Source organism: Kitasatospora sp. NPDC088351 (genome assembly GCF_040685575.1).
Classification (GTDB): domain Bacteria; phylum Actinomycetota; class Actinomycetes; order Streptomycetales; family Streptomycetaceae; genus Kitasatospora.
The window spans coordinates 79,221-103,007 of record NZ_JBFBIL010000012.1 but is presented as its reverse complement, the minus strand read 5'-3'; the positions used below and the strand labels follow the sequence as shown (position 1 = coordinate 103,007).

23 protein-coding genes and 3 tRNA genes are annotated in these 23,787 nt (G+C 73.1%); 11 read left to right on the top strand and 15 right to left on the bottom strand.

Features of this window, described 5'->3' with window-relative positions; all coding sequences use genetic code 11:
• The first annotated feature begins 123 nt into the window (after positions 1–123).
• On the top strand, positions 124–1,218 hold the full coding sequence (locus AB0P06_RS12445; RefSeq protein WP_363607249.1) for an RNA polymerase sigma factor: 1,095 nt from the start codon (positions 124–126) through the stop codon (positions 1,216–1,218).
• Here the strand turns inward: AB0P06_RS12445 and AB0P06_RS12440 are convergent.
• The 4 genes from AB0P06_RS12440 to AB0P06_RS12425 form a co-directional block, all read right to left on the bottom strand.
• Positions 1,215–1,394 (bottom strand): hypothetical protein, encoded by a 180-nt coding sequence (locus AB0P06_RS12440; protein ID WP_363607169.1) that lies wholly within the window; start codon positions 1,392–1,394, stop codon positions 1,215–1,217. The two genes, AB0P06_RS12445 and AB0P06_RS12440, sit on opposite strands and share 4 nt — an antisense overlap.
• A gap of 66 nt (positions 1,395–1,460) precedes the next feature.
• Positions 1,461–2,864, bottom strand: coding sequence for a glutamate decarboxylase (locus tag AB0P06_RS12435; protein ID WP_363607168.1), 1,404 nt, complete (start codon positions 2,862–2,864; stop codon positions 1,461–1,463).
• An 85-nt stretch (positions 2,865–2,949) separates the two neighbouring features.
• Positions 2,950–4,380: an FGGY family carbohydrate kinase gene (locus tag AB0P06_RS12430; RefSeq protein WP_363607166.1), complete on the bottom strand. Its 1,431-nt coding sequence runs from the start codon at positions 4,378–4,380 to the stop codon at positions 2,950–2,952.
• Positions 4,381–4,498: 118 nt separating this feature from the next.
• Positions 4,499–4,792, bottom strand: a complete 294-nt coding sequence (locus AB0P06_RS12425; RefSeq protein WP_363607165.1) for a hypothetical protein — start codon at positions 4,790–4,792, stop codon at positions 4,499–4,501.
• A gap of 246 nt (positions 4,793–5,038) precedes the next feature.
• Here AB0P06_RS12425 and AB0P06_RS12420 point away from each other — a divergent pair.
• Together AB0P06_RS12420 and AB0P06_RS12415 are read left to right on the top strand one after the other, a co-directional pair.
• A tRNA-Asn gene (locus AB0P06_RS12420) sits at positions 5,039–5,111 on the top strand.
• A gap of 61 nt (positions 5,112–5,172) precedes the next feature.
• Positions 5,173–5,245, top strand: a tRNA-Asn gene (locus tag AB0P06_RS12415).
• A 123-nt stretch (positions 5,246–5,368) separates the two neighbouring features.
• Here the strand turns inward: AB0P06_RS12415 and AB0P06_RS12410 are convergent.
• The gene (locus tag AB0P06_RS12410; RefSeq protein ID WP_363607163.1) at positions 5,369–6,115 is read right to left on the bottom strand and encodes a trypsin-like peptidase domain-containing protein; all 747 of its coding nucleotides are present in this window, start codon (positions 6,113–6,115) and stop codon (positions 5,369–5,371) included.
• Positions 6,116–6,232: 117 nt separating this feature from the next.
• On the bottom strand, positions 6,233–7,078 hold the full coding sequence (locus tag AB0P06_RS12405; protein WP_363607162.1) for a hypothetical protein: 846 nt from the start codon (positions 7,076–7,078) through the stop codon (positions 6,233–6,235).
• A 189-nt stretch (positions 7,079–7,267) separates the two neighbouring features.
• On the opposite strand from AB0P06_RS12405, the gene AB0P06_RS12400 reads away from it, so the two are divergent.
• Both AB0P06_RS12400 and AB0P06_RS12395 read left to right on the top strand, forming a co-directional pair.
• A tRNA-Ile gene (locus AB0P06_RS12400) sits at positions 7,268–7,341 on the top strand.
• A gap of 231 nt (positions 7,342–7,572) precedes the next feature.
• Positions 7,573–8,487 (top strand): pyridoxal-phosphate dependent enzyme, encoded by a 915-nt coding sequence (locus AB0P06_RS12395; protein ID WP_363607161.1) that lies wholly within the window; start codon positions 7,573–7,575, stop codon positions 8,485–8,487.
• Between the two features lie 43 nt (positions 8,488–8,530).
• Here the strand turns inward: AB0P06_RS12395 and AB0P06_RS12390 are convergent, their stop codons facing one another.
• A complete protein-coding gene (locus tag AB0P06_RS12390) occupies positions 8,531–10,042 on the bottom strand; it encodes an LCP family protein (RefSeq protein WP_363607160.1) in 1,512 nt (503 codons plus the stop codon).
• Positions 10,043–10,212: 170 nt separating this feature from the next.
• On the bottom strand, positions 10,213–10,677 hold the full coding sequence (locus AB0P06_RS12385; protein WP_363607159.1) for a MarR family transcriptional regulator: 465 nt from the start codon (positions 10,675–10,677) through the stop codon (positions 10,213–10,215).
• 127 nt (positions 10,678–10,804) lie between these two features.
• Between AB0P06_RS12385 and AB0P06_RS12380 the strand changes: the two genes are divergently transcribed.
• Entirely contained in the window at positions 10,805–11,830 is a 1,026-nt protein-coding gene (locus tag AB0P06_RS12380) for an NADP-dependent oxidoreductase (RefSeq protein ID WP_363607158.1), read from the top strand.
• A 348-nt stretch (positions 11,831–12,178) separates the two neighbouring features.
• Complete coding sequence (locus AB0P06_RS12375) at positions 12,179–12,673, top strand: DUF3145 domain-containing protein (RefSeq protein WP_363607157.1); 495 nt, start codon at positions 12,179–12,181, stop codon at positions 12,671–12,673.
• A gap of 132 nt (positions 12,674–12,805) precedes the next feature.
• Here AB0P06_RS12375 and fabF read toward each other — a convergent pair whose 3' ends face one another.
• The 5 genes from fabF to AB0P06_RS12350 all read right to left on the bottom strand — a co-directional run bounded on the left by fabF (position 12,806) and on the right by AB0P06_RS12350 (position 17,828).
• On the bottom strand, positions 12,806–14,071 hold the full coding sequence (gene fabF / locus AB0P06_RS12370; protein WP_363607156.1) for a beta-ketoacyl-ACP synthase II: 1,266 nt from the start codon (positions 14,069–14,071) through the stop codon (positions 12,806–12,808).
• Between the two features lie 158 nt (positions 14,072–14,229).
• Complete coding sequence (locus AB0P06_RS12365) at positions 14,230–14,478, bottom strand: acyl carrier protein (RefSeq protein WP_363607155.1); 249 nt, start codon at positions 14,476–14,478, stop codon at positions 14,230–14,232.
• A gap of 81 nt (positions 14,479–14,559) precedes the next feature.
• Entirely contained in the window at positions 14,560–15,594 is a 1,035-nt protein-coding gene (locus AB0P06_RS12360; RefSeq protein WP_363607154.1) for a beta-ketoacyl-ACP synthase III, read from the bottom strand.
• The gene (locus tag AB0P06_RS12355) at positions 15,591–16,541 is read right to left on the bottom strand and encodes an ACP S-malonyltransferase (RefSeq protein ID WP_363607152.1); all 951 of its coding nucleotides are present in this window, start codon (positions 16,539–16,541) and stop codon (positions 15,591–15,593) included. Before AB0P06_RS12355 ends, AB0P06_RS12360 begins: the two co-directional genes overlap by 4 nt.
• Before the next feature lie 90 nt (positions 16,542–16,631).
• Complete coding sequence (locus tag AB0P06_RS12350) at positions 16,632–17,828, bottom strand: helix-turn-helix domain-containing protein (protein ID WP_363607248.1); 1,197 nt, start codon at positions 17,826–17,828, stop codon at positions 16,632–16,634.
• Between the two features lie 207 nt (positions 17,829–18,035).
• On the opposite strand from AB0P06_RS12350, the gene AB0P06_RS12345 reads away from it, so the two are divergent.
• Positions 18,036–18,812, top strand: coding sequence for a pirin family protein (locus AB0P06_RS12345; protein WP_363607150.1), 777 nt, complete (start codon positions 18,036–18,038; stop codon positions 18,810–18,812).
• Positions 18,813–18,859: 47 nt separating this feature from the next.
• Here the strand turns inward: AB0P06_RS12345 and AB0P06_RS12340 are convergent, their stop codons facing one another.
• On the bottom strand, positions 18,860–19,693 hold the full coding sequence (locus AB0P06_RS12340) for a serine hydrolase domain-containing protein (protein ID WP_363607148.1): 834 nt from the start codon (positions 19,691–19,693) through the stop codon (positions 18,860–18,862).
• Positions 19,694–19,801: 108 nt separating this feature from the next.
• Between AB0P06_RS12340 and AB0P06_RS12335 the strand changes: the two genes are divergently transcribed.
• From AB0P06_RS12335 to AB0P06_RS12325, 3 genes are all read left to right on the top strand, one after another.
• Complete coding sequence (locus AB0P06_RS12335; protein ID WP_363607146.1) at positions 19,802–20,293, top strand: MerR family transcriptional regulator; 492 nt, start codon at positions 19,802–19,804, stop codon at positions 20,291–20,293.
• Positions 20,290–21,303 carry an aldo/keto reductase gene (locus AB0P06_RS12330; protein WP_363607144.1) on the top strand — a complete coding sequence of 338 codons (1,014 nt, stop codon included), beginning with the start codon at positions 20,290–20,292 and terminating at the stop codon, positions 21,301–21,303. Before AB0P06_RS12335 ends, AB0P06_RS12330 begins: the two co-directional genes overlap by 4 nt.
• Positions 21,304–21,423: 120 nt before the next feature.
• Positions 21,424–22,494: a WYL domain-containing protein gene (locus tag AB0P06_RS12325; protein ID WP_363607142.1), complete on the top strand. Its 1,071-nt coding sequence runs from the start codon at positions 21,424–21,426 to the stop codon at positions 22,492–22,494.
• Here AB0P06_RS12325 and AB0P06_RS12320 read toward each other — a convergent pair.
• The gene (locus tag AB0P06_RS12320) at positions 22,458–23,669 is read right to left on the bottom strand and encodes an alpha/beta hydrolase (RefSeq protein WP_363607140.1); all 1,212 of its coding nucleotides are present in this window, start codon (positions 23,667–23,669) and stop codon (positions 22,458–22,460) included. The two genes, AB0P06_RS12325 and AB0P06_RS12320, sit on opposite strands and share 37 nt — an antisense overlap.
• Positions 23,670–23,787 lie beyond the last annotated feature (118 nt).

Below are 23,787 nucleotides of genomic sequence, written 5' to 3'. Positions count from 1 at the left end.
CTGGAGGGCGTCCCACCTTCGTACAGCGCGGGTCCGCCAGAGTCGCGCCCGCCCCGGGGGGTGCCCGTGGAGCAAGGCCTTGCCGCCGCCGGACCGACCACCGCCGGACCGGCCACCGACCCGATCGCCCCCCACGACGACCACGGCCGGGCCGGGGCACCGCCTCCGGCCGGAGCCCGGGTGCCCGCGCAGGGCCACCCCGAGGACCCGGACCCGCCGGTGGACGCGGACCCCGGGCCCGTCCGCGGTCGTGACCTCGGCCCCGATCCCGACCGCGAGCCCGGCCGCACGCCCGCCGAGGCGACCGGCCCCGCGGCGGACCTGCTCCGCCAGTACCTGCGCGAGATCGGCCGGATCCGCCTGCTCAACGCCGAGGAGGAGGTGGAACTGGCCCGCCGGATCGAGGCCGGCCTGTTCGCCGAGGAGCGGCTGAACCGCGAGCCGCCGCCCCCCGAGCCGCTGGCCGCCGAGCTGGACACCCTGGTGCTGGCCGGACGGATCGCCAAACGCCGGCTGATCGAGGCCAATCTGCGGCTGGTGGTCTCGGTCGCCAAACGCCACGTCGGCCGCGGGCTGACCCTGCTGGACCTGGTCCAGGAGGGCAATCTGGGGCTGATCCGGGCGGTGGAGAAGTTCGACTACGCCCGGGGCTACAAGTTCTCCACCTATGCCACCTGGTGGATCCGCCAGGCGATGAGCCGGGCGCTGGCCGACCAGGCCCGGACGATCCGGGTCCCGGTGCACGTGGTCGAGCTGATCAACCGGGTGGTCCGGGTACAGCGCTCCCTGCTCCAGGAACGCGGGGCCGAGCCCGGCCCGGCCGACATCGCGGCCGTCCTGGAGCTCACCGGGGAGCGGGTGCGCGAGCTGCTCCGGCTGGCCCAGGAACCGATCTCGCTGCACACCCCGGTCGGCGAGGAGGACGATGTCGCGCTCGGCGACCTGATCGAGGACGCCGACGCCGCCTCTCCCGCCGAGTCCGCCACCTTCCTGCTGCTGCGCCAGCACCTGGACGCGGTGCTGGCCACCCTCGGCGAACGGGAGCGCCAGGTCGTCCAGCTCCGCTACGGCCTGGACGACGGCCGCCCCCGCACCCTGGAGGAGATCGGCGCGCTGTTCGGCGTGACGAGGGAACGGATCCGGCAGATCGAGTCCAAGACCCTGGTCAAGCTCCGCGACCACGCCTTCGCCGAACAGCTACGGGGCTACCTCGATTAGGACTGCCCGGCGGCGGTCACGGCGGCGCTCGGCTGCTCAGTGGCTACGGCGGCCGGCGGCGAGGCCGGGCCGATCGGGATCGGGGCGGAGGCGACCATGTGCGCCAGGTCGGAGACGGCCATCGTGCAGCCGTTGCCGGCCGGCTGGTGGCCGCAGACCTGGAAGGTGGCGACCACGTCCGCCCCGGAATCCCCCGGAGCCGTGAGGCGCCGTCAGAAGCCCCGCCGGGCACCGTCACCGGCTCAGTGGTGGAAGCCCGTCCTCGGTGGCACACCGAGCTCCCGGAGCGGGCCGGGCTGGCGCCGCAGCTCCGGCAGCAGCCGGCCGAGGTCGGCGAGCAGCAGGTCGGCCAGGTCCCTGGAGAAGCCGTTGCGGCAGACCACCCGCAGCACCGAGAGGTCCTGCAGGTTCTCCGGGAAGGTGTACGCGGGCACCTGCCAGCCGCGTTCACGCAGCCGCCGGGAGACGTCGAAGACGTCGAAGGGCACGTCCTCGGTGGTGGTGAAGGCGAAGACCGGCAGCTGGTCGCCGCGGGTCAGCAGCCGGAAGCCGCCGAGCGCCTCGATCCGCCCGGCCAGGTAGACCGCGACCTCGCGGCAGGCGCCCTGGACGGCCCGGAAGCCGTCCCGGCCGAGCCGCAGGAAGACGTAGTACTGCGCGACCACCTCGGCGCCGGGGCGGGAGAAGTTCAGGGCGAAGGTCGGCATCTCGCCGCCCAGGTAGTTGACCCGGAAGACCAGTTCCTCGGGCAGCGCCTCCTTGTCGCGCCACAGGGCCCAGCCGACGCCCGGGTAGACCAGGCCGTACTTGTGGCCGGAGGTGTTGATCGAGGCGACCCGGGGCAGCCGGAAGTCCCAGACCAGCTCGGGGTCGAGGAAGGGCGCGACCATGCCGCCGGAGGCGCCGTCCACGTGCACCGGGACGTCCAGACCGGTGCGCTGCTGGAGCTCGTCCAGGGCCGCGCAGATCTCCGCCACCGGCTCGTAGGAGCCGTCGAAGGTGGAGCCGAGCACGCCCACCACGCCGATGGTGTTCTCGTCGCAGAGCGCCACCGCCTGCTCGGGGCCGAGGTGGTAGCGCTCGCCCTCCATCGGCGCGAGGCGCGGCTCCACCTCCCAGAAGTTGCAGAACTTCTCCCAGCAGACCTGCACATTGACGCCCATGACCAGGTTGGGCCGGGCGCCGGCCGCGTAGCGCTCGGGGTTGCGGCGCATCCAGCGGCGCTTGAGGGCGAGGCCGGCCAGCATGCAGGCCTCGCTGGAGCCGGTGGTGGAGCAGCCGACCGTGCCGTCCGGGTCGGGGGCGTGCCAGAGGTCGGCGAGGATCGCCACGCAGCGCCGCTCCAGTTCGGCGGTCTGCGGGTACTCGTCCTTGTCGATCATGTTCTTGTCCAGGCACTCGGTCATCAGCCGGATGGCCTGGACCTCCATCGACGTGGTGACGAAGGTCGCCAGGTTGAGCCTGGCGTTGCCGTCGAGCAGCAGCTCGTCGTGGATCAGCTGGTAGGCCGTGTCGGCCGGCACCGGCCCGTCGCCCAGCCGGTGCAGCGGCGGTGCCAGCTCCATCGGGCCCAGCGGGTCGGCCGTGCCGACGAACGGACTGACGGTCAGCCGACGGTCGTCGCCGGCTCCCTTGTGCAGCGCCATGAGGTCGTGCCGCCCTTCACTGCGATGGCCGCGTGGCCTCCCACGCTGCCATCGGCCGGCGGGTGACGCATCTTCACCGGCCCGGCTACGCGGTCTCCGGGTGGATCTGCTCGCGGGCGGCCCGGTACTGCTGGCGCACCGCCGAGCCGACCGGGAGGTCCTGCTCGGGGTCGGGCGTGACGGTGACGGCCTCCGGCAGCTCCCAGCGCGGCGGCTGGGAGGTGCCCGCGAGCGCCCAGGCGGCCTGCCGGGCCGCGCCGCGGGCCGCGTGGGCCCCCGGCGGCGGGACCACGACGGGGATGCCGAACAGCATCGGAGCGATCCGGCGGACGGCCGGCAGCCGCCCGGCCGCGCCGAGCAGGAAGACCCGCTTCACCGCCACGCCCTGGGCGCGCAGCACGTCCAGCGCGTCCGCGATGTTGCAGAGCATGCCCTCGACGGCGGCCCGGGCCAGGTGCTGCGGGGTCATCGACTCGGTCCGCAGCCCGGTGAGCGTGCCGGCCGCGTGCGGCAGGGCGGGCGTCCGCTCGCCGTCCAGGTAGGGCAGCAGCACCACCCCGTACGCGCCGGGGGAGGACTGCAGGGCCAGCTCGCTCAGGCCCGCCAGGTCCTGGCCGAGCAGGGCGGCGGTGGAGCGGAGCACCTGGGCGGCGTTCAGGGTGGCGACCATCGGCAGGTGGCGGCCGGTGGCGTCGGCGAAGGACGAGACCAGCCCGGTGGCGTCCACCACGGCCTGCTCGTGCACCGCGAAGATCGTCCCGGAGCTGCCGAGCGAGACCACGGCGTCGCCCGGCCCGAGGCCGAGGCCGAGCGCGGCGGCCATGTTGTCCCCGGTGCCGGCCGAGATCAGCAGGCCCTCGGGGGTGTGCCCGGCGGGCTCGGCGGGGCCGAGCACATCGGGCAGCCGCAGCTCGTGACCGAGTGCCAGCTCCACCAGGTCCTGCCGGTACTCGCCGGTGATCGGAGACCAGTAGCCGGTGCCGGAGGCGTCTCCCCGGTCGGTGGTGCGCCGCTTGGGGTGGCCGAGCAGCTGCCAGACCAGCCAGTCGTGCGGCAGCAGCACCTCGGCCACCCGGCGGGCCGCGGCGGGCTCGAACTCCGCCAGCCAGCGCAGCTTGGCGATGGTGTACATGGGGCCGGGGACGGCGCCGATGGCGGCGGTCCACGCGGCCGGGCCGCCGAGCGCGTCCAGCAGGGCGGCCGCGGCGCCGCTGGAGCGCGGGTCGTTCCAGAGGATCGCGGGCCGCACCAGCACGCCGCCGGCGTCCAGGCCGATCATGCCGTGCTGCTGCGCGCTGACGCCGATCGCCCGGACGCCCTCCAGCAGGCCGCCGGCGGCCGCGTCGCCCAGCGAGTGCAGCCAGATCTGCGGGTCGGCCTCGCCGGGCCGGACGTCGGGGCCCTCCGGCACGGGGTGCGGCGCCTTGCCGGACCGCAGCACCGCGCCGGTCTCGGTGTCGCACGCGACGATCCGGGTGCGACTGGTCGAGCTGTCTATCCCCGCGACGATGGCCATGTCGAGATCATGCCTCAGCCCGGGCCCGGACGCGGTCGGCGCGGGCAAGTTTTGTCCGTCCGGTACCTCCGGCGTGGGGCCCGGGAGGGCCGGCCGTCACCAGGCCGTCACCGTCCCGTCACGGACGGAAGGTACCCCAGCTGTCGTCCTCGACCCGGGGGCGGTTGAAGTACGGCACCCGGTCGGCGACGGACTGCGGCAGCCGGTCGCCCACCTTGCCCGCGACGGCACCGGCCGCCTTCCCGGCCACCGCGCCGGCCTGGTGCTTCGCCTTGTCGGCCGCGCTCTGCACCTTGGGGTTCTGGGCGACCTGCCGGGTCACCTTGGCGATCTGCTCGTAGCGCTGGCGCCCGGCCCGCGAGCCCAGGACGTAGCCCGCTGCGAGCCCGACGATCAACGACAGCTTCCACATGATCGGATTCCACCCTCTCCTGGCGGCCTCTGCCGCATTGCCCTACCCGTCCGCCGGGGCGGCGAACCGTCCGCGCCCCCAGCATCCCCCGGGGTCCTTGTGGGGCGCGCGCGGGGCGCGCCGGGCAGGGGCCCGCCGGGGAGGCCGGGGAAAGCGATTGGCGGACCACCCCCCCGAGTGCGCTAATGTATGTCCCGCAGCGAGCGCCGAGGAACCCGGGAAGCCGGGCCCGAAGCGGAAGCTCGATCCCCCATAGCTCAATTGGCAGAGCAGCCGACTGTTAATCGGCAGGTTATTGGTTCGAGTCCAATTGGGGGAGCTCAGGTGGCAGGCCTCCGGGTCGGCCGTCCTGGCCGTGGTACGGCAGTGGTGTACCGCGATCCCGCATAGCTCAATTGGCAGAGCAGCCGGCTGTTAACCGGCAGGTTTTTGGTTCGAGTCCAAATGCGGGAGCTGCATCGGGTCCGCCCGGTGACTGCTCAGAGCGAAGGCCCCTCGGACGACCGGGGGGCCTTCGTGTTGCCCCGCCCCCCTGCCTCCTGTGTTTCACCTGCGGCCCCCGGCGGCCCGGCCGGTTCAGGCGGTGGCCTGCCGGTACAGCTCGGCGACCCGGTTGTCGAAGGCGATGCTGTACGAGGTGCCGGGGCTGTCGCCGCCCTCCTGGTAGCCGCCGATCACCCCGATCACCGCGCCCGCCGTGGTGACCCACGGGCTGCCGCTGGTGCCGTCCGTGTAGCCGCGGCAGTCGAACCGCTCCTGGGTCGGGCTCTGCGAACTGGTCAGGGCCGAGCAGGTGATCGGCTCGTCGCCGGTGTTGGGGTAGCCCGTCACCGAGACCGTGAGCCCGAAGCCCTGTCCGGTGCCCAGCGGATTGCCGCCGACCGTGTCCTCGATCTCCCGGCCGTCCACCGGCCGCACGGTGACGAACGCCACGTCGTACTCCGGGTCGTCGCCCTCGGCCCAGCGCGGATCGACGGTGACCGAGGCGACCGGCCAACTCCCATGGGGCGAGTACCCGTTGCGGTAGCCGGGAGTGAACACCAGGCCGTCCAGCAGGCCGATCCGGCGGCTCTGCACGCAGTGCGCGGCGGTCACCAGCAGATTGCGCCTCGGGCTGGTCACCACACTCGCGGTGCAGGCCCGGGGCCCCTGCGCGGTGCGGACCGAGAGGGTGCCGATCCGGTCGCCCGCCGGGGTCTGCGGCGCCACCTCGGCGGTTCGCGACTCCTCGCTCCCGCCGCAGGCGGTACCGGTGGCGAGCAGCAGGGCCGCCAGCGCGACCGTCCGTGCCGCGAGCACGGGCCGTACCGGGCGGGAGGCCATCGGGGTTCCGTCCTGTCCTCGGGGCGGGCACTGCGGGTCGTGCGTACCGCCGTTCGTGAGGAAGATCTACCAGTCCGCGCCCGGCGGCGCCACTGCCGACCCGTCCGGCCCCGGCGGCTATCCCGTGGCGCGGTCGTACAGGGCCTGGACGCGGTCCCCGAAGTAGCTGCTGTACGAGGTGTCCGGGCTGTCGCCGCCCTCCTGGTAGCCACCGATCACCCCGACCACGGTGCCGGTTCTGGTGGCCGGGTCGAAGTCGGTCACCCAGGGGCTGCCGCTGGTGCCGCCGGTGTAGTCGGGGCAGTCGATCCGCAGTTGGGTGGGGCTCTGCTCGACGGTGGTGTTGGCACAGGTGATCGGCACATCGCTGGTGCCGGGGTAGCCGGTGACCCGCACCGGCAGCCGGTGGCCGCGGTTGACGCCCAGCTTGTTCGCGCCGAGCACCTGCTGCACCTGCTGCCCGTTCTGTGACTGGACGACGGCGAAGGCGACGTCCACGTCCGGGTCGGCACCGTTCTTCCAGGCCTGGTCGACGGTGACGGCGAGCAGCGGCCAGACGCCGCTCGGGGTCCCGCCGTCCCGGTAGCCGGGCACGAACACCAGGTCGCCGCGCTGGCCGAGCCGGGGGTCCCAGACGCAGTGCGCGGCGGTGACGATCAGGTTGAGTCCGGCGCTGTCGACCACGCTGGCGGTGCAGAAGTGGTCGCCTTCGGCGTTGCGGGTGAAGACGGCGCCGACCAGCCCGTTGAGCACGGTGGGCTTGGCGGTGCGGGTGACACCGGTCTGCCGGCCGAGCGCGGCCCGCAGCCGCTGCCTGCTCCATCCGTGGGTGTCGGCGGACGCCGAGGGCGGGTGCGAACTCACCGTCGGTGTGCCGCCGCCGGGCCCCGCCGGGGTGGTGCAGCCCGCCGCGGCCAGCACCGTCACCACGACGCCCGCCGCCACCACCTCACGTACCGTCATCCGCCCAGGCTCCCCGCCTCGTGGTGCCCTCATCAACCGGTTGCTCCGCCCGGGGAGGCGCGAATCCGTGCGTGCCGATGTGCGCCCCCGGCGCGCACCAGGGGTGACCGACCGGCTATGCTGCCCGGGACGGCCATTCGGGGCTGTCTGCTGCTGCCGCGACCGGACCACTGGCGTGCACGGCGAACCGGGGCGGTAGCTCAGCCGGTTAGAGCAGGGGACTCATAATCCCTTGGTCGTGGGTTCGAGTCCCACCCGCCCCACTATCAGATGTAACAGATCATCTGACAAATGGTGTGGCTGACCTGCAGAAACATGCCACTCTCTGGATCTGACTGTAGAGCAGGACGGCTCGTTCCGGGGCCCGCCACGCCGAGATTCACCCGGATGGGAACGCCATGGGAACGGGCGGGGGCAGGAACGCCGACGCCCCGGCGGGGAACTCCTTTCGCAGCGCCGCCCGCCGTTCGCGCGCCCTTCCGTATCCTGGCCCGATGCTCGAACCCGCGCTGCTGCCGACCCCGCTGGTGGACTGTACCGACGGGGCGCTGGCGCGGGCCGGGGTGGAGCTGCGGCTCAAGCGGGACGACCTGCTGCACCCCACGGTGCCGGGCAACAAGTGGCGCAAGCTCGGGCCGAACCTGGCGGCGGCGGTCGAGCAGGGGCACACCCGGCTGCTGACCTTCGGCGGGGCCTACTCCACCCATCTGCGCGCGGTCGCGGTGGCCGCGGCGGCGCTGGGCCTGGAGAGCGTCGGACTGGTCCGGGGCGAGGAACTGGCCGGGGCGCCGCGCAACTGGTCGCTGCGGGCGGCCGAGGCGGCCGGCATGGAGCTGTCCTTCCTCTCCCGGGCCGTGTACCGGGAGACGGCGGGCCGCTGCGGGACGGACCCGGCGGTCGAGGCGGAGCTGCGGCGGCGGTGGGGCCCCTGCCTGGTGCTGCCGGAGGGCGGCTCGAACCCGCTGGCCGCGATCGGTGCGGCGGCCGTCCCCGCCGAGCTGCCCGGTCTCGGCGCGCGGGACGTGGTTTGCTGCCCGGTGGGGACCGGTGGCACCCTCGCCGGGATCGCGGCCGGCCTGCCGGCGGGCGCCCGGGCGCTGGGAGTGGCGGTGCTGCGCGGTGGCGCCGGCTATCTGGAGGGCGAGGTCGCCCGGCTGCACCGGGCCGCGTACGGACGCGAGTTCGGCAACTGGTGGATCGACCACGGCCACCACGGCGGCGGCTACGGCCGGGTGCCGGCCGCGCTGGAGGCCTTCGCCGACGGCTTCGAGCGGCGCCACGGCATCGCCCTGGAACGCCGCTACGTCGCCAAGCTCCTGGCCGCCCTGTACGACCTCGCCGCCGCCGGCGCCTTCCCGGCGGGTACCCGGCTGACCGCCGTGATCACCGGCCTGCCGGACCCGCGGTAGCCGCGCCCGGTCCCGCCCGGGCTCCCGCGCCGGTCCCGCGGCCTCAGCCGAAGGTCAGGTCGGCGCAGGGGTCGGTGTCGGCGCTGCGCGAGTTCTCGGCGATGCCGCTGGGGACACCGCCCGGCGTATCGCCCGGTGCGGAGGCGGCGGGAGTCGCGCCACCCGGGGCACCGTCGGGGGCACCGGCGGCGGCCGTCGGGTGGTAGTCGCGGCCCAGGGTCACGGTGATCCCCCCGGAGCCCGGCTCCTCGACCAGCCGCGCCTGCGGGAAGAGCGGCGTCAGCTGCTCGGCGGCGGCCTTCAGCGCGGGGTCGTACGCGATCTCGGTGTTCAGCCGGCCGCCCTTGGGGGCGTCCAGGGTGACGTTCTGGAAGCCCTTGGCGCGGATCGCCTCGGCGCCCTTCCCGGCCAGCCCGGGAGTGCCGACACCGTTGACCACCAGGACCGGTACGGCCGCCTGCTCGGGCGCCAGCGGGGTGGGCGTGGCGGTGGCCGCGGCGGAGGCGGACGGGGACGCGGTCGGGGAGCCGTTCACCTGGCCGGTGCTCTGCCCGTCCAGCGTGCGGTCCTCGCGCAGCAGCCGCCAGAGCGTGTCCACATCTGGGTGGACCAGGGCGACCCGGTTGCCGGCGAAGCGCCAGGGGGTGGTGACGAAGGTGATGTCGGCGAGCTTGATGTTCTGCAGCGACTGGGCGAAGTCCACCAGCTTCATCGCGGTGCCCAGGCTCTCGTCCACGGTGAGCGAGCGGGTGGCCGCGTCGGCCAGCGGGAGCAGGGTCGGCAGGGAGAAGCCGAGGCCCTGGATCTTCTTGATCATCGAGGAGAGGAAGGCCTGCTGGCGCTTCATCCGCCCGATGTCGGAGTTGTCGCCGAAGCCGTACCGGGCCCGCAGGTAGTCCACCGCGGGCTGCCCGGAGATCTTCTGCATGCCCTTCTTGAGCTTGATGTTGTGCGAGTTCACGTCGTTGGGGACGCAGACGTCCACGCCGTTGATCGCCTCGGTCATCGCGGCGACGCCCTTGAAGTCGACCACGATGGTGTGGTCGATCCGCAGGCCGGTCAGCGCCTCGACGGTGTTCTGCGTACAGGCCGGGTTCCCCTGGGGGAACTCGCCTATGGTGAACGCCGAGTTGAACATCTGGTTCGTCTTCGGCTCCGTCCACCTGCCGCTCTGCAGCTTGCAGGACGGGATGGTCACCAGGGTGTCCCGGGGTATGGAGACGCCGACGGCGTGCTTGTGGTCGGCGTATATGTGCAGCAGGATCGCGGTGTCGGAGTGGCCGACGCCCTCCTCGCCGCCGCCGAGGTCGGCGTTGCCGTCGTCCCGGGTGTCCGAGCCGAGCAGCAGGATGTTGACCGGCACCGAGGCGCCCGGTGTGACCGGGACGGGGGCCGGCGGCCGCTCGGTGGCGACGCCGCCCGCGTCGAAGGTGGTGATGTTGGTGTCCAGCCGGTGGTAGAACCAGGCACCGGCGCCCGCCACGGACAGCACCAGTACGGCCGCGAGGCCCACGGCGGTCCGTACGATGCGCCGCCTTCGCGGGCTGCTGCTCATCGTTTCCGGCCCCCGTCTTCCGTCTTCTCGTCTCGGCTTCCCGCGCCGCCTGCCGCCCTCCGGGCAGACCGGTGCCAAAGTCTCGAACATTAGACGTTTCGGCGAAGTGTTCGGTTACATCCGACAGGCGGCCAATTCGGCCGGATCCGCCGTAGGGGCTGTGATGCTTCTCACGCCCCCGGGCCGGAGGCCCCCGCGAGCATCCGGCGGAGCAGGTCGCGCAGGACGGTCCGCTCGTCCGCACCGAGGGCGGCGAGCGGTTCGCGGGCGAAGTTCAGCGACTCGCGCAGTTCCTCGGAGGCGGCCGCGCCGGTGTCGGTGGCGGCGACCAGCTTGACCCGGCGGTCCTGCCGGTCGGCCTCCCGGGTCACGAAGCCGCGCGACTCCAGGCGGTCGACGATGCCGGTGATGTTGGACGGCTCGCAGCTGAGCGTCTGCGCGATGTGGCGCATCGGCATCGGACCGCGCCGCAGCAGGGCGAGGACCTTGGCCTGCGCGCCGGTGAGCGAGCGGGCGGCGGCGGCCTCCTCGTACTCGCGGTGGAAGAGCGCGACCAGATTGGCCATCAGGTCGACGACCTCACGGGTGATCTCGTCGGGCTGCGGCATGGCGGTCCCGGCCTGCTGGGTGTCCATGGGGGACAGTCTACCGGAACAGTTGACAACATGAACCTTTCATGTCCATCGTTACTTCAGTCGCTCAACCTTTCAGGTCGAGCGGTAATCGCCCGGGGATCACCCGGAACCTCAAGGAGCACACCTGATGGCAGAGCAGGCAGCGCCCGCCACCGCCCGTGAATGGCACCTCACCGCCCGCCCGGAGGGCTGGCCGGTCCCGACGGACTTCGCGCTGGTCGAGGTGCCGGTCCGGGCCCCCGGCCCGGGCGAGATCCTGGTCCGTAACGCCTATCTCTCGGTCGACCCCTACATGCGCGGCCGGATGTCGTCGCGCAAGTCGTACGCGGAACCGTACGAACTGGACAAGCCGATGCTGGGTGGCGCGGTCGGCCGGGTCGTCGCCTCGCGGGCGGAGGGTTTCGCCGAGGGTGACCATGTCCTGCACTCTTTCGGCTGGCGCGAGTACGCGACGTTCGAGGCCAGGGCGTCGGTCAAGGTGGACCCGAACGCCGCGCCGCTCTCCACCTACCTGGGTGTGCTGGGCATGCCGGGTCTGACCGCCTACGCGGGTCTGACGCGGATTGCGGAGATCAAGGCCGGCGACGCGGTGTTCGTGTCCGGCGCCGCCGGCGCCGTGGGTGGCATCGTCGGCCAGATCGCCAGGCTGAAGGGTGCGGCGCGGGTGATCGGCTCCGCCGGCTCGGACGAGAAGGTCAAGCTCCTCGTGGAGGAGTACGGATTCGATGCCGCGTTCAACTACAAGAACGGTCCGGTCGCCGAGCAGCTTCAGGCGGCGGCTCCCGACGGCATCGACGTGTACTTCGACAATGTGGGCGGCGAGCACCTCGAAGCGGCGATCGACTCGATCAACCTGCACGGGCGCATCGCGGTGTGCGGCATGATCTCGCAGTACAACGCCACTGAGCCGACCCCGGCCCCCCGCAACCTCGCGCAGATCATCGCCAAGCGCTTCCGCATGGAGGGGCTGCTCGTGGGTGACCACTACGACCTTCAGCCGAAGTTCGTCGAGGAGGTCTCCGCGTGGGTGCGTTCGGGTGAGCTGAAGTACCGCGAGACGGTGACCCAGGGCATCGACAGTGCGGTCGACGCCTTCCTCGACCTGCTGCGCGGCGCCAACACCGGCAAGATGCTGGTCCGCCTGGACGGCTGACGCCGGATCACGACCGCGACCGCCCCGCCGCCCACCCGGGCGCGGGGCGGTTTGCGCACCGGGCGCGGAGAGCCGGGCCGCACTACCGCATTCCGGTCGGATCCGAAAGTGCGTCATCCATCGTGCAGGGCGGCGCGGTACGGTGGTCCCGCCTGGCGATGGGGCCGTTCGGGGGAGAGATCCGACCGGGGGGTGGACCTCGTTGAGGATTCGACTAGCATTGAGCGAAAGCCTGTCCGTTTTGCTCAAATTAGTGGCTTAATGTCGGCTAGCGTGGGTAACTGTGGATCAACTGCAGGCACGAGGCAGCTGGGGAAGGCGACCCTCGTCCACAGCCTGGAGGTCCCGGTGACGACACGTGGAGTCCTGTACATCCACTCCGCGCCCCGCGCGCTGTGCCCGCACGTCGAGTGGGCCGTAGCGGGGGTGCTTGGTGTGCGGGTGAGCCTGGACTGGATCCGCCAGCCGGCCTCGCCCGGACACTGGCGTGCCGAACTCTCCTGGAAGGGGGAGCCCGGCACGGCCTCGAAGCTCGCCTCCGCGCTGCGCGGCTGGCAGCTGATGCGGTACGAGGTGACCAGCGAGCCCTGCGCCACGGCGGAGGGCGAGCGGTACAGCAGCACGCCCACGCTCGGCATCTTCCACGCCGTCACGGGCATTCACGGCGACATCCTGATCCCCGAGGACAGGCTCCGCGCCGTACTGCTCCGCGCCCGCAGCGAGGGCGCCGACCTGGAGGCCGAGATCTCCCGGCTGCTCGGCAAGCCCTGGGACGACGAGTTGGAGCCCTTCCGGTACGCCGGCGAGGGCGCCCCGGTGCGCTGGCTGCACCAGGTGGTCTGAGCGACCGGTCCGCTCGGGCCCGAGCGGACCGGCGGACGCGAAAGGGGTCCGGCGCTCGCGATGAGCGCCGGACCCCTTCGTGTGGGCCGGGCCGGACCTCCGTCACGGAAGGCCGGGCCCGCCCCGAGGGCCTCAGACGGTGCGGAAGGCCAGCACCACGTTGTGGCCGCCGAAGCCGAACGAGTTGTTCAGCGCCGCGATCCGCCCCTCGGGCAGCCGGCGGGCCTCGTCGCGCACGATGTCCGCGTCCACGTCGTCGTCCAGCTCCTCGACGTTGATGGTCGGCGGGGCGATCCGGTTGTACAGGGCCAGCACGGTGGCGACGGTCTCGATACCGCCGGCGCCGCCCAGCAGGTGACCGGTCATCGACTTGGTGGCCGAGACGGCGATGTGGTCGAGGTGCTCGCCGAGCTCCTTGCGCAGCGCCTTCAGCTCGGCCGTGTCACCCTGCGGGGTCGAGGTGGCGTGCGCGTTCACGTGCACGATCTCGGCCTTGTCCAGCTGGTTGCGGTCGAACAGGTCGGCGAGCGCGCGGGCCACGCCGGCACCGGTGGGCTCGGGCTGGGCGATGTGGTGGGCGTCCGAGGACAGGCCCTGGCCCACGGCCTCGCAGTAGATCCGGGCGCCGCGTGCCTCGGCGTGCTCGATCGACTCCAGCACGACCACGCCCGCGCCCTCGCCGAGCACGAAGCCGTCCCGGCCCTTGTCGTACGGGCGGGAGGCGCGCTGCGGCTCGTCGTTGTTCTTGGACATCGCCATCATGTTGGCGAACGCGGCGATCGGCAGCGGGTGGATCGCGGCCTCGGTACCGCCGGCCACCACGACGTCGGCGCGGCCGGAACGGATCATCTCGATCGCGTAGCCGATCGCCTCGGCGCCGGAGGCACAGGCGGAGACGGGGGTGTGCACACCCGCGCGGGCGCCGACCTCCAGACCGACGTTGGCCGCCGGGGAGTTGGGCATCAGCATCGGGACGGTGTGCGGGGAGACCTTGCGGGAGCCCTTCTCCTTCAGCACGTCGTACTGGTCGAGCAGGGTGGTGACGCCGCCGATGCCGGAGGCGATCACGGCGCCCAGACGCTCGGGGGTGAGCTTGGAGGAGTCGTCGGTGGCCGGGGTCTCGTAGCCGGCGTCGGCCCACGCCTCACGGGCGGCGATCAGCGCGAACTGCGCCGAGCGGTCCAGCCGGCGGGCCAGCGGACGGGGCAGGATCTCGCCCGGTTCGACGGCGGTGCGCGCGGCGATCCGGACGGGCAGGTCGGCAGCCCACTCCTCGGTCAGAACCGCCACTCCGGAACGCCCGGCGACCAGGTTCTCCCAGGTGGTGGCGGCGTCGCCGCCCAGCGGCGTGAAGGCGCCGATACCCGTGACTACCACGGTACGGTTTTCAGCGGTCACTGGATCTTCTTCTCTCACGTTTGTGCGGCGTTCGGCGGCGCGCCGGGGGGTGGGACCCGGCCGGGGCGCCCAACAGGGCGTCCCGGCCGGAGAGTCGGCCGGCTCAGGGAGCCGGCCGACGGTCAGACGTCGTCGAGTGAATCGAACGCGTCGATCGCTCAGGCGTCGGCGTTGGTGAGGATGTAGTCCACCGCGTCGCCGACGGTCTTCAGGTTCTTGACCTCGTCGTCCGGGATCTTCACGTCGAAGCGCTCCTCGGCGGCCACGACGACCTCGACCATGGACAGCGAGTCGACGTCCAGGTCATCGGTGAAGGACTTGTCGAGCTCGACGTCCTCGGTCGGGATGCCGGCGATCTCGTTGACGATCTCAGCGAGACCTTCCAGGACCTCGTCCTTGGTAGCCATACTGGCTGCTCCTCTTCGGTGTTGAATGCGGCCGCCCGGCGGACGGACGCAGGCTTGCGGGATAAGTGGGGCGAAACGCGCCTAGGGGAGCGTAACGACTGCCGCGGCGTAGACCAGACCCGCCCCGAACCCGATGATCAGTGCGAGGTCGCCGCTGGAGGCTTCGCCGCTCTCCAGCATGCGCTCCATCGCCAGCGGGATGGAGGCCGCGGAGGTGTTGCCGGTCTCGGTGATGTCGCGGGCGACCGGCACCGTGTCGGGCAGCTTCAGCGCCTTGATCATGGCGTCCGTGATGCGCATGTTGGCCTGGTGCGGAATGAACGCGCCGAGCTGGTCGGCGGTGATCCCGGCGGCGTCCAGCGCCTGCTGGGCCACCTTGGCCATCTCCCAGACCGCCCAGCGGAAGACCGTCTGACCCTCCATCCGCAGGGCCGGCCACTTGGTCTCCGGGCCCGCGCCGTTGACGGCGTCCTCCTTGGCGAAGGCGGTGTCCCAGGCCTGGGTCTGCGTGATGACGTCCTTCTGGGAGCCGTCCGAGCCCCAGATGACCTTGCCGATGCCGGGAGTGTCGGACGGGCCGACGACCGCCGCGCCCGCGCCGTCACCGAAGATGAACGCGGTCGAGCGGTCCGACTGGTCGGTCAGGTCGCTGAGCCGCTCGACGCCGATCACCAGGACGTACTCGGCGCTGCCGCCGCGGATCATGCCGTCGGCCAGGCTCAGGCCGTAGCCGAAGCCGGCGCAGGCGGCCGAGATGTCGAAGGCCGGGGCGGTGCCGCAGCCGAGCCGCTCGGCGATCTCGGTGGCGATCGCGGGGGTCTGCTTGAGGTGCGAGACCGTCGCGACGATCACGCCGCCGATCTGGTCCGGGGTGAGTCCGGCCTGGGCGATCGCCTTGCCGGAGGCCTGCACCGACATCTCGGCGACGCTCTCGTCCGGACCGGCCCAGCGGCGCTCGGCGATCCCGCTCCGGGTGCGGATCCACTCGTCCGAGGAGTCGATCCAGTTCAGCACCTCGGCGTTCGGGATCACCCGGACCGGGCGGTAGCCGCCGACACCGAGGATGCGCGAGTACTGCGCGCCGATGGCCGGGCGGATCTGAGGGGCGCTTCTCATGCCTCGTTCTCCTGGTCCTGACCGCCGTGCTCCGCGACCAGCTCACGGGCCTTGTCGAGGTCGGCGGGCGTCTTCAGGGCAAGCGTCGCCACACCCTTGAGGTTGCGCTTGACCAGTCCGGTGAGGGTGCCCGCCGGGGCGAGCTCGATGACGGCGGTCGCGCCCAGCTCCCGCAGGGTCTCCATGCACAGGTCCCAGCGGACCGGGTTGGAGACCTGCGACACCAGGCGGTCCAGCACGTCGGTACCGGACGACACGACCGCGCCGTCCCGGTTGGAGAGGTAGGTGACCTTCGGGTCGGCGACCGACAGGGTCGGGGCCAGCTTCGCCAGGCGCTCGACGCCCGGCGCCATGTGCTCGGTGTGGAACGCGCCGGCGACCTTGAGCGCGATCAGCCGGGCACCGGCCGGCGGGTCGGCCTTCAGGGCCTCCAGCTGGGCCAGCGTGCCGGCGGCGACGATCTGGCCGCCGCCGTTGTTGTTGGCCGGGGTCAGGCCGTGCTCGGCGAGCTTGGCCGCGACGGCCTCCGGCTCGCCGCCGAGGACGGCGATCATGCCGGTCTCGGTGGCCGCGGCGGCCTCGGCCATCGCCAGGCTGCGCTCACGGACGAAGGTGAGCGCGTCGTGCGCGGTGAGCACCCCGGCACCGGCGGCGGCGGTGATCTCACCGACGCTGTGGCCGGCCACGGCGCCGACCAGCGTCCGGGCGCTGTCCTCGTCCGGGAACAGTGCGCGGGCGGTCACCAGGCCGGCCGCGACCAGCAGCGGCTGGGCGACGGCGGTGTCCTTGATTTCCTCGGCGGACGCCTCGGTTCCGGCGTGCACCAGGTCGAGCCCGGCGACCTCCGACCAGCCGCGCAGGCGGTCGGCGACACCGTCGACCTCCAGCCAGGGGCTGAGGAAACCGGGGGACTGGGCACCCTGTCCAGGGGCGACGATTACGAGCACGGTTCAACCCTCTCTCGCCAGGCGCCCGGGGGCGGGTAGGCGACGGTAACGAAGAAAAGCATCCGGGATTGTCAGTTCCCTACATCGCGGTCAATTGTGCTCTCCGGCCGCGGCGAGTCGTCCCAGCGCCAGTGCGATGCGCAGCGTGAACGCCGAACGTACGTCGGAGGGAGCGTAGCCCGTGACGTCTGTCACACGTCGCAGCCGGTAGCGCACCGTGTTGGGATGGACGAAGAGCATCCGGGCGGCACCCTCCAAAGAGGAGGCCTGCTCCAGGTAGACACTCAGGGTCTCCAGGAGTGCCGAGCCCGCCTCGTCCAGCGGTGTGTAGATCTCCTCCACCAGCTGGCGGCGGGCCGCCTGGTCTCCGGCGAGCGCGCGTTCGGGCAGCAGGTCGTCGGCCAGCACCGGGCGCGGGGCGTCCGGCCAGGCGGCGCAGGCCCGCAGGCCGGCGGCGGCGGCGTGGGCCGAGCGGGTCGCCGACAGCAGGTCGGGCACGGTCGGGCCGACCACCACCGGGCCCGCCGCGAACTGGCCGATCAGCGCCCTGGCCGCGTGCACCGGCTCCTTGTCGCCGCCGACCACCACCACCAGGCGCTTGCCCAGCACCCCGGTCAGCACATGCAGCTTGGCGTACCGGGCGGCCCGGCGGATCGCCTCGACCACCAGCTCGCTGTCCCCGTCCGGGGCGCTGCCCATCACCACCCGGACCTGGCTCGGCTGGCCCCAGCCGAGCGCGGCGGCCCGGGAGAGGACTCCCTCGTCGGCGTCACCGGAGAGCAGCGAGTTGACGACCAGTGCCTCCAGCCGGGCGTCCCAGGCGCCGCGTGCCTCGGCCGCCTGGGCGTAGACCTGGGCGGTGGCGAAGGCGATCTCCCGGGCGTACACCAGGACGGACTCGCGCATGTCCGCCTCGTCACCGGGGGCGGCCACCTCCTCGATGGCCTCCTCCATCACCTCGATCGTGGTGCGGATCAGCTCCACGGTCTGGCGCAGCGTGATCGCCCTCGTCAACTCGCGCGGTGCGGTGCCGAAGACGTCGGTGGAGATGGCCTGCGGGGCGTCGGGGTGGCGGTACCACTCGGTGAAGGCGGCGATCCCGGCCTGGGCGACCAGGCCGATCCAGGAGCGGTGCTCCGGCGGCATCCGCCGGTACCAGCCGAGCTGGTCGTCCATCCGCGCGATCGCGGCCGTGGCCAGCTTGCCCGAGGATTTCTCCAGCCGCTTCAGCGTCGCGACCCGGCGCTCGGCGCGCTCGGCGGCGAGTCTGCGTTCCTGTACGGTCAGGCGCGGCGCCGCCCGGCCGGGCCGGTCCCGGCCGGCCCCGGACGTCGGGCTCTTCCCGTTCTTGTCGGGCTTGGCGTTCGGATCGCTCTTGGAGTTCGCGGAAGCGGCTGGCACAAGGACAAGACTGCCTCACCGGAGTGGCTGCTCGTGCACGCCCCCCGCCGGAGGGCCACGGTGGCGGCCGTCACACCCGCTACCGTGGAGGCCGTGACCGACGCCCCCGCCCGCCCCCGCGCCGACCTGCGCCGCACCGCCGAGCGCCACCTCTCGATCCCGGCCGAGGGCATCGAGACCAGACACGCGTTCTCCTTCTCGGGCCACTACGACCCGAAGAACACCCACTTCGGCGCGCTGCTGGCCTGCAACGAGGAACTGCTCGCCCCCGGCGCGGGTTTCGACGAGCACAAGCACCGGGACACCGAGATCCTCACCTGGGTGCTGGAGGGCGCGCTCGCCCACCGGGACTCCCGCGGTCACAGCGGGGTGGTCCGCCCCGGCATGATCCAGCACCTGAGCGCGGGCTCCGGTGTCACCCACACCGAACGCAACGTCGGCGGCGCCCGGGGGCCGGTCCGCTTCATCCAGATGTGGCTCCAGCCGGACGTCTTCGACGCGCCCCCGGTGTACGGGCTGCGCCGGGTGGAACCGGCGGACGGCGGGTTGACGCTGCTCGCCTCCGGCCTCGAACGGGACGCCGGGACGGACGCCCTGCCGCTGCGCCGTTCCGACGCCGCGCTCTGGCTGGCCACCGCGGGGCCCTGGCAGCCGCTGCCCGAACTCCCGGCCGCCGCATGGCGGTACGCCCATCTGACGGCCGGTTCGCTCGGCTACCGCACCGTGCCGGGCCCGCAGGGCGGCGGCCGGTCGATGGTGCCCGGCGACAGCGTCCGGATCACCGGCGGCGCCTTCGCGGACCCGACGGCCGGGGAGACCGGCGCCGAGCTGCTGCTCTGGGAGATGCACTCGCCGGTCTCGTACGGCTGAGCGGGGCCCGCGGTGGGCGGCCGGTGCGGCGCGCCCACCGGGCTTGCTCAGCCGCGCAGTTCGGCCAGGACGGCGTCGCTGAGGAGCGGCCAGGACTCGGCGGCCCACGGGCCGAAGTCCCGGTCGGTGAGCGCGACGCAGGCCACGCCCGCCTCGGGGTCGGTCCAGAGGAAGGTGCCGGACTGGCCGAAGTGGCCGAAGGTGGCGGGCGAGTTGGCGGTGCCCGTCCAGTGTGGCGCCTTGCCGTCCCGGATCTCGAAGCCGAGGCCCCAGTCGTTCGGGCGGCGGTGGCCGAAGCCGGGCAGGACACCGCTGGTGCCCGGGAAGGCGACCTCGCGGGTGGCCGTGCGTACGGTGGACGGGTCCAGCAGCTTGGGCGCCTGCAACTCGGCCGCGAACAGCGCGAGATCGCCCACGGTGGAGAGACCGCCGGCTCCGGCGGGGGACTTGTGCGCGGTGTTGATCAGCGTCGAGCGCATGCCGAGCGGCTCGAACACCGCCTCGGCGGCGTACCGGCCGAACTCGATGCCGGACGCCTGGGTCAGGGTCTGTGCCAGCACGTCGAAGCCGGCGTTGGAGTAGAGCCGGCGGTTGCCCGGCTCGGCCATCACCCGCTGTTCGTCGAAGGCCAGCCCCGAGGTGTGCGCCAGCAGGTGGCGGACGGTCGAACCCGCGGGCCCGGCCGGGTCGTCCAGCTCGAAGACGCCCTCCTCGACCGCGACCAGGACGGCGTACGAGGTGAGCAGCTTGGTCACCGACGCCAGCGGGAACAGGTGCTGCTGCGGGCCGTGTCCGGCGAGCACCGCGCCGTCCGCGCCCCGTACCACCGCCGCCGCGGCGTTGGGCACCGGCCAGTTCTCGATCATCCGCAAGCTCTCCATGGGCCCGACTCTAACCGGGTGGTCCGAGCACCCGCGTGGGAGGCTTGCTTGGAGTGCACTCCAACTCGCTAGCGTCGTAGACACCGCTCACCACTGGGGGTTCCGATCATGGCAACGCTCGCGCCGATCGAGGTCGACCCGCGCACCTGTTCCGACGTGTTCAACCAGCCGGTCGGCGACCCGGACCGCACCCCGCGGCACAGCATCAGCGAGGTCGCGGCGGCCAGCGGACTGACCGCCCACACCCTGCGCTGGTACGAGCGGATCGGTCTGCTCGACCCGGTCGACCGCTCCGCCTCCGGCCAGCGCCGCTACTGCGACGCCGACCTGCACCGGCTGGCCTTCCTGGGCCGGCTGCGGCTGACCGGAATGACGGTGGCCGACATGCTCCGGTACGTCGAACTGGCCCGCCAGGGCGAGCGGACCTTCGAGGGACGGCGCGACCTGCTGGTCGCCCACCGCGAGGAGGTCCGGCAGCGCATCGCCGACCTGCACGCGACCCTCGCCGTGCTCGACTACAAGATCGATCTCTATGCCGGGAAGATCGCCGACCGCGGCGAACCGGCCCGCCGCCAGCAGAGGAAGAAGCAGAGCGCATGACTCTCCCCACCCTCCCCACCACCCAGCTGGGCACCGACGGTCCGTCTGTGGGCGTCCAGGGCCTCGGCTGCATGGGCATGAGCGAGTTCTACGGCCCGACCGACACCGCGGAGGCGCTCGCCACCCTGGACGCCGCCCTGGAGGCGGGCGTCACCCTCTTCGACACCGCCGACGCCTACGGCTTCGGCCGGAACGAGGAGTTGATCGGTCCGTTCGTCCGCGCCAACCGCGACCGGGTGGTGGTCGCCACCAAGTTCGCCATCGAGCGCAAGGAGGACGACCCGGCCCACCGGGGCATCCGCAACGACCCGGCGTACATCCGGGCCGCCGCGGACGCCTCGCTGCGCAGGCTCGGCGTGGACGTGATCGACCTCTACTACATGCACCGCCGCGACCCGGACGTGCCGCTCACCGAGTCGGTGGGCGCGATGGCCGAGCTGGTCCGGGCGGGCAAGGTGCGTCACCTCGGCCTCTCCGAGGTGACCGGCGCCGAACTGCGCGAGGCGTACGCGGTGCACCCGATCGCGGCCCTGCAGTCGGAGTGGTCGGTCTTCGCCCGGGACGTCGAGCGCTCGGCGGTGCCGGCCGCGGCCGAGCTGGGCGTCGCCTTCGTGCCGTACTCGCCGCTCGGCCGGGGCTTCCTGACCGGTTCGTTCGCCGCCGCCGAGGAACTGGCGGCGGACGACGTGCGCCGCACCCAGCCCCGGTACAGCGGGGCGAACGCGGCCGCCAACACCGCGCTGCTGGAGCCGATCCGGGAGATCGCGGCGGCGCGCGGGATCACCGCCGCCCAGGTGGCGCTCGCCTGGGTGCACCAGCGCGCCGAGGTGCACGGCCTGGCCGTGGTGCCGATCCCCGGCACCCGCAAGCGCAGCCGGCTCGCCGAGAACACCGCCGCGGCGACGCTGCGGCTCACCGCGGAGGAACTGGCCGCGCTGGAGCCGGTCGCGGCGAAGGTGGCCGGCGACCGCTACCCGAACATGGCCTTCACCTCGGTCGGCCGCGAGTAGCCGCGCGCCCGGTGCGGGCGCCGGCGGTCCGGTGCGGGGGCCGGCCGGTCCGGCCCCCGCACCGGCAATCTCCCGGTAAAAGCTGACAACCGGCGTCAGGGTTTCTGGGATCCTCGTGCCATGAAGGCCGACCGCCTGCTCTCCATCCTGCTGCTGCTCCAGACCCGCGGCCGGGTGCCCGCCACCGAACTGGCCGAGCGCCTGGAGGTGTCGGTCCGCACCATCTACCGCGACGTCGAGGCGCTCTCGGCGGCCGGCGTCCCCGTCTACACCGAACGCGGTCGGCACGGCGGGATCAACCTGCTGCCCGGCTACCGCACCGACGTCAGCGGGCTCACCGCCGACGAGGCCCGCGCCCTGTTCGTGCTCTCCGCCCAGGGCGCGCACAGCGACCTCGGGCTGGACGGCGCGCTCGGCTCGGCGCTGCGCAAGGTGATGGCCGCGCTGCCGGCCCCGCACCGCCCGGCCGCCGAGCGGATCAGCGAGCGCGTCCTGGTGGACCCGGCCCGCTGGCTCCAGGCGGGCGTGCCCGCCGGACCGGACCTCGGCGAGCTGCAGTACGCCGTCTTCGCCGACCGCCGGCTGCGGCTGCGCTACCGGCACAGCGGCACCTCGGGGCCCGCCGAGTACACCGTCGACCCGTACGGCCTGGTGAGCAAGGCGGCCGTCTGGTACCTGGTGGCCGATCTGCGCGGTGAGCCCCGGCTGTTCCGGGCCGACCGGGTGCTGGCCGCCGAGACCGCCGAGGAGCCGGTGCGCCGCCGTCCCGGTCTCGGTCTGGGCGAGGTCTGGGCGGTGCTGCGCGAGCAGGTCGAACGGCTGCCCAAGGAGGTGTCGGTCAAGGTCCGGGTGCGGCGCGCCCGGCTGGACATGTTCATCCGCCTCCACGGGACCAGGCTCACCGCGCCGCCGCCCGAGTGGGGTACCGGGCCCGCCGACGAGTGGGTCGAGCTCGCCCTGGGCTTCCAGTCGCTGCCGGCCGTCCGCTCGCTGCTCTCCTTCGGCGGGGACGCCGAGGTGCTCTCACCGCCCGCCGCCCGGCGGGAGATGGCCAGGGTCGCCGCCGAGGCCGCCCGGCTCTACCCGGACCGCGGGGCGGCCCCCGGCCGGGGCAGGGCGTCCGACCGGCCGCAGTCCGCCAGGGAGCGGAGGGTTCAGGCCCCGGCCGTCGGGCGGACCACCTCGTCGTAGTGGCCGAGCGAGATGGCCGCGAAGTTGTGCAGGCTGTCGGTGCCCTCGGTGAAGTAGCCGTTGTGGCCGGAGGCCCGGGCGGAGGAGATCTCCTCGGCGCCGAAGCCGGCCGAGGTCGGGTCGGCGCCGTGGCCGAGCCCGCCGACCTCCAGGTACGGCACGTTGCCGATCCAGTCGCTGCCGTTGCGGGTGGCCCAGACGTGCACGCCGGCGCCCAGTTCGGAGGTGGTCTGCACTCCCATGCCGGGGCTGCCGAACACCACCAGGTCGGTGACCCCGGAGGTGTCGGACGGCGAGGCGGCCGCCCGCGGGATGTCGGGGGCGGCGTTGCCGCAGACCACCGAGCCGTAGGAGTGGCAGAGCAGCGACGGCGGGGCGTCCGGCCGGGTGGTCTCCTTCAGCCCGGCGAGCAGCCGTTCCAGCCGGGGCGCGGCGACGTCGGCGAGCCGCGAGGTGACGGCGTCCGGACCGAGTCCGGAGGGGGTGACGTAGCCGGTCCAGGCGATCACCGCGGTCCGGGTGCGGGGCGACTGCCGCCGCTCCTCGGCGTACAGCGCGCGGGCCATCCCGGCGGGGGAGCGCAGCGGTTCGGCGGTCTGGTCGAAGTGGCCGAGGTCGGCGTCCGAGCCGGGGACCAGGACGGAGATCCGGTCGGCGTCCGCGAGATCGCCCCAGACCTCGGTGACCAGGCCGCGGCCGCGCGGGTCGAAGGCGAGGACCTGGCGGTCGGGGGCCAGCAGGTGCTCGATGTCGTTGGCGCGGGAGACGGCCAGCGCGCGCAGGTCGGAGTCGAGCTTCCGGTTGTTGGCGCGGTCCCGGGCGTGGTCCCGCTCGGCGGCGAGGGCGATCCGGTTGGCGCGGTAGCGCAGCTCCACCGGGGCGCCGTCGAAGTTGCCGACGACCAGCGGGTAGTCCTGGATCAGCCGGTCCAGTTCGGTGGGGGCGAGCGACGTGAAGAACTCGGCGGCGGCGGCCGGGGTGGTGGTGGCCGGGTCGGGCAGACCGCGGCCGAAGGAGTGGTCCTCGACCCAGGCGGCGCTGCCGGCCGGAGGCGTGGAGATCGCCAACTGCTCGGTGGACGCGGCGGCCTGGGCCGCCGCCGCACCGGCGTCGGCGAGCACGGCGCAACCCGCGAAGGCGCCGATCAGTACACGCTTCCACCGCCGACGGCGCATCGCGTCAACTCCCTAGGGGCCCGTCACCGTTCCGCGGGCGGGGGCCCGGAGGGTGCTACGACTGCCAACTTCCCTTCGCAAGCCTAGGGCGCCCGGAGGAGTGATGGACCCGCCCTAA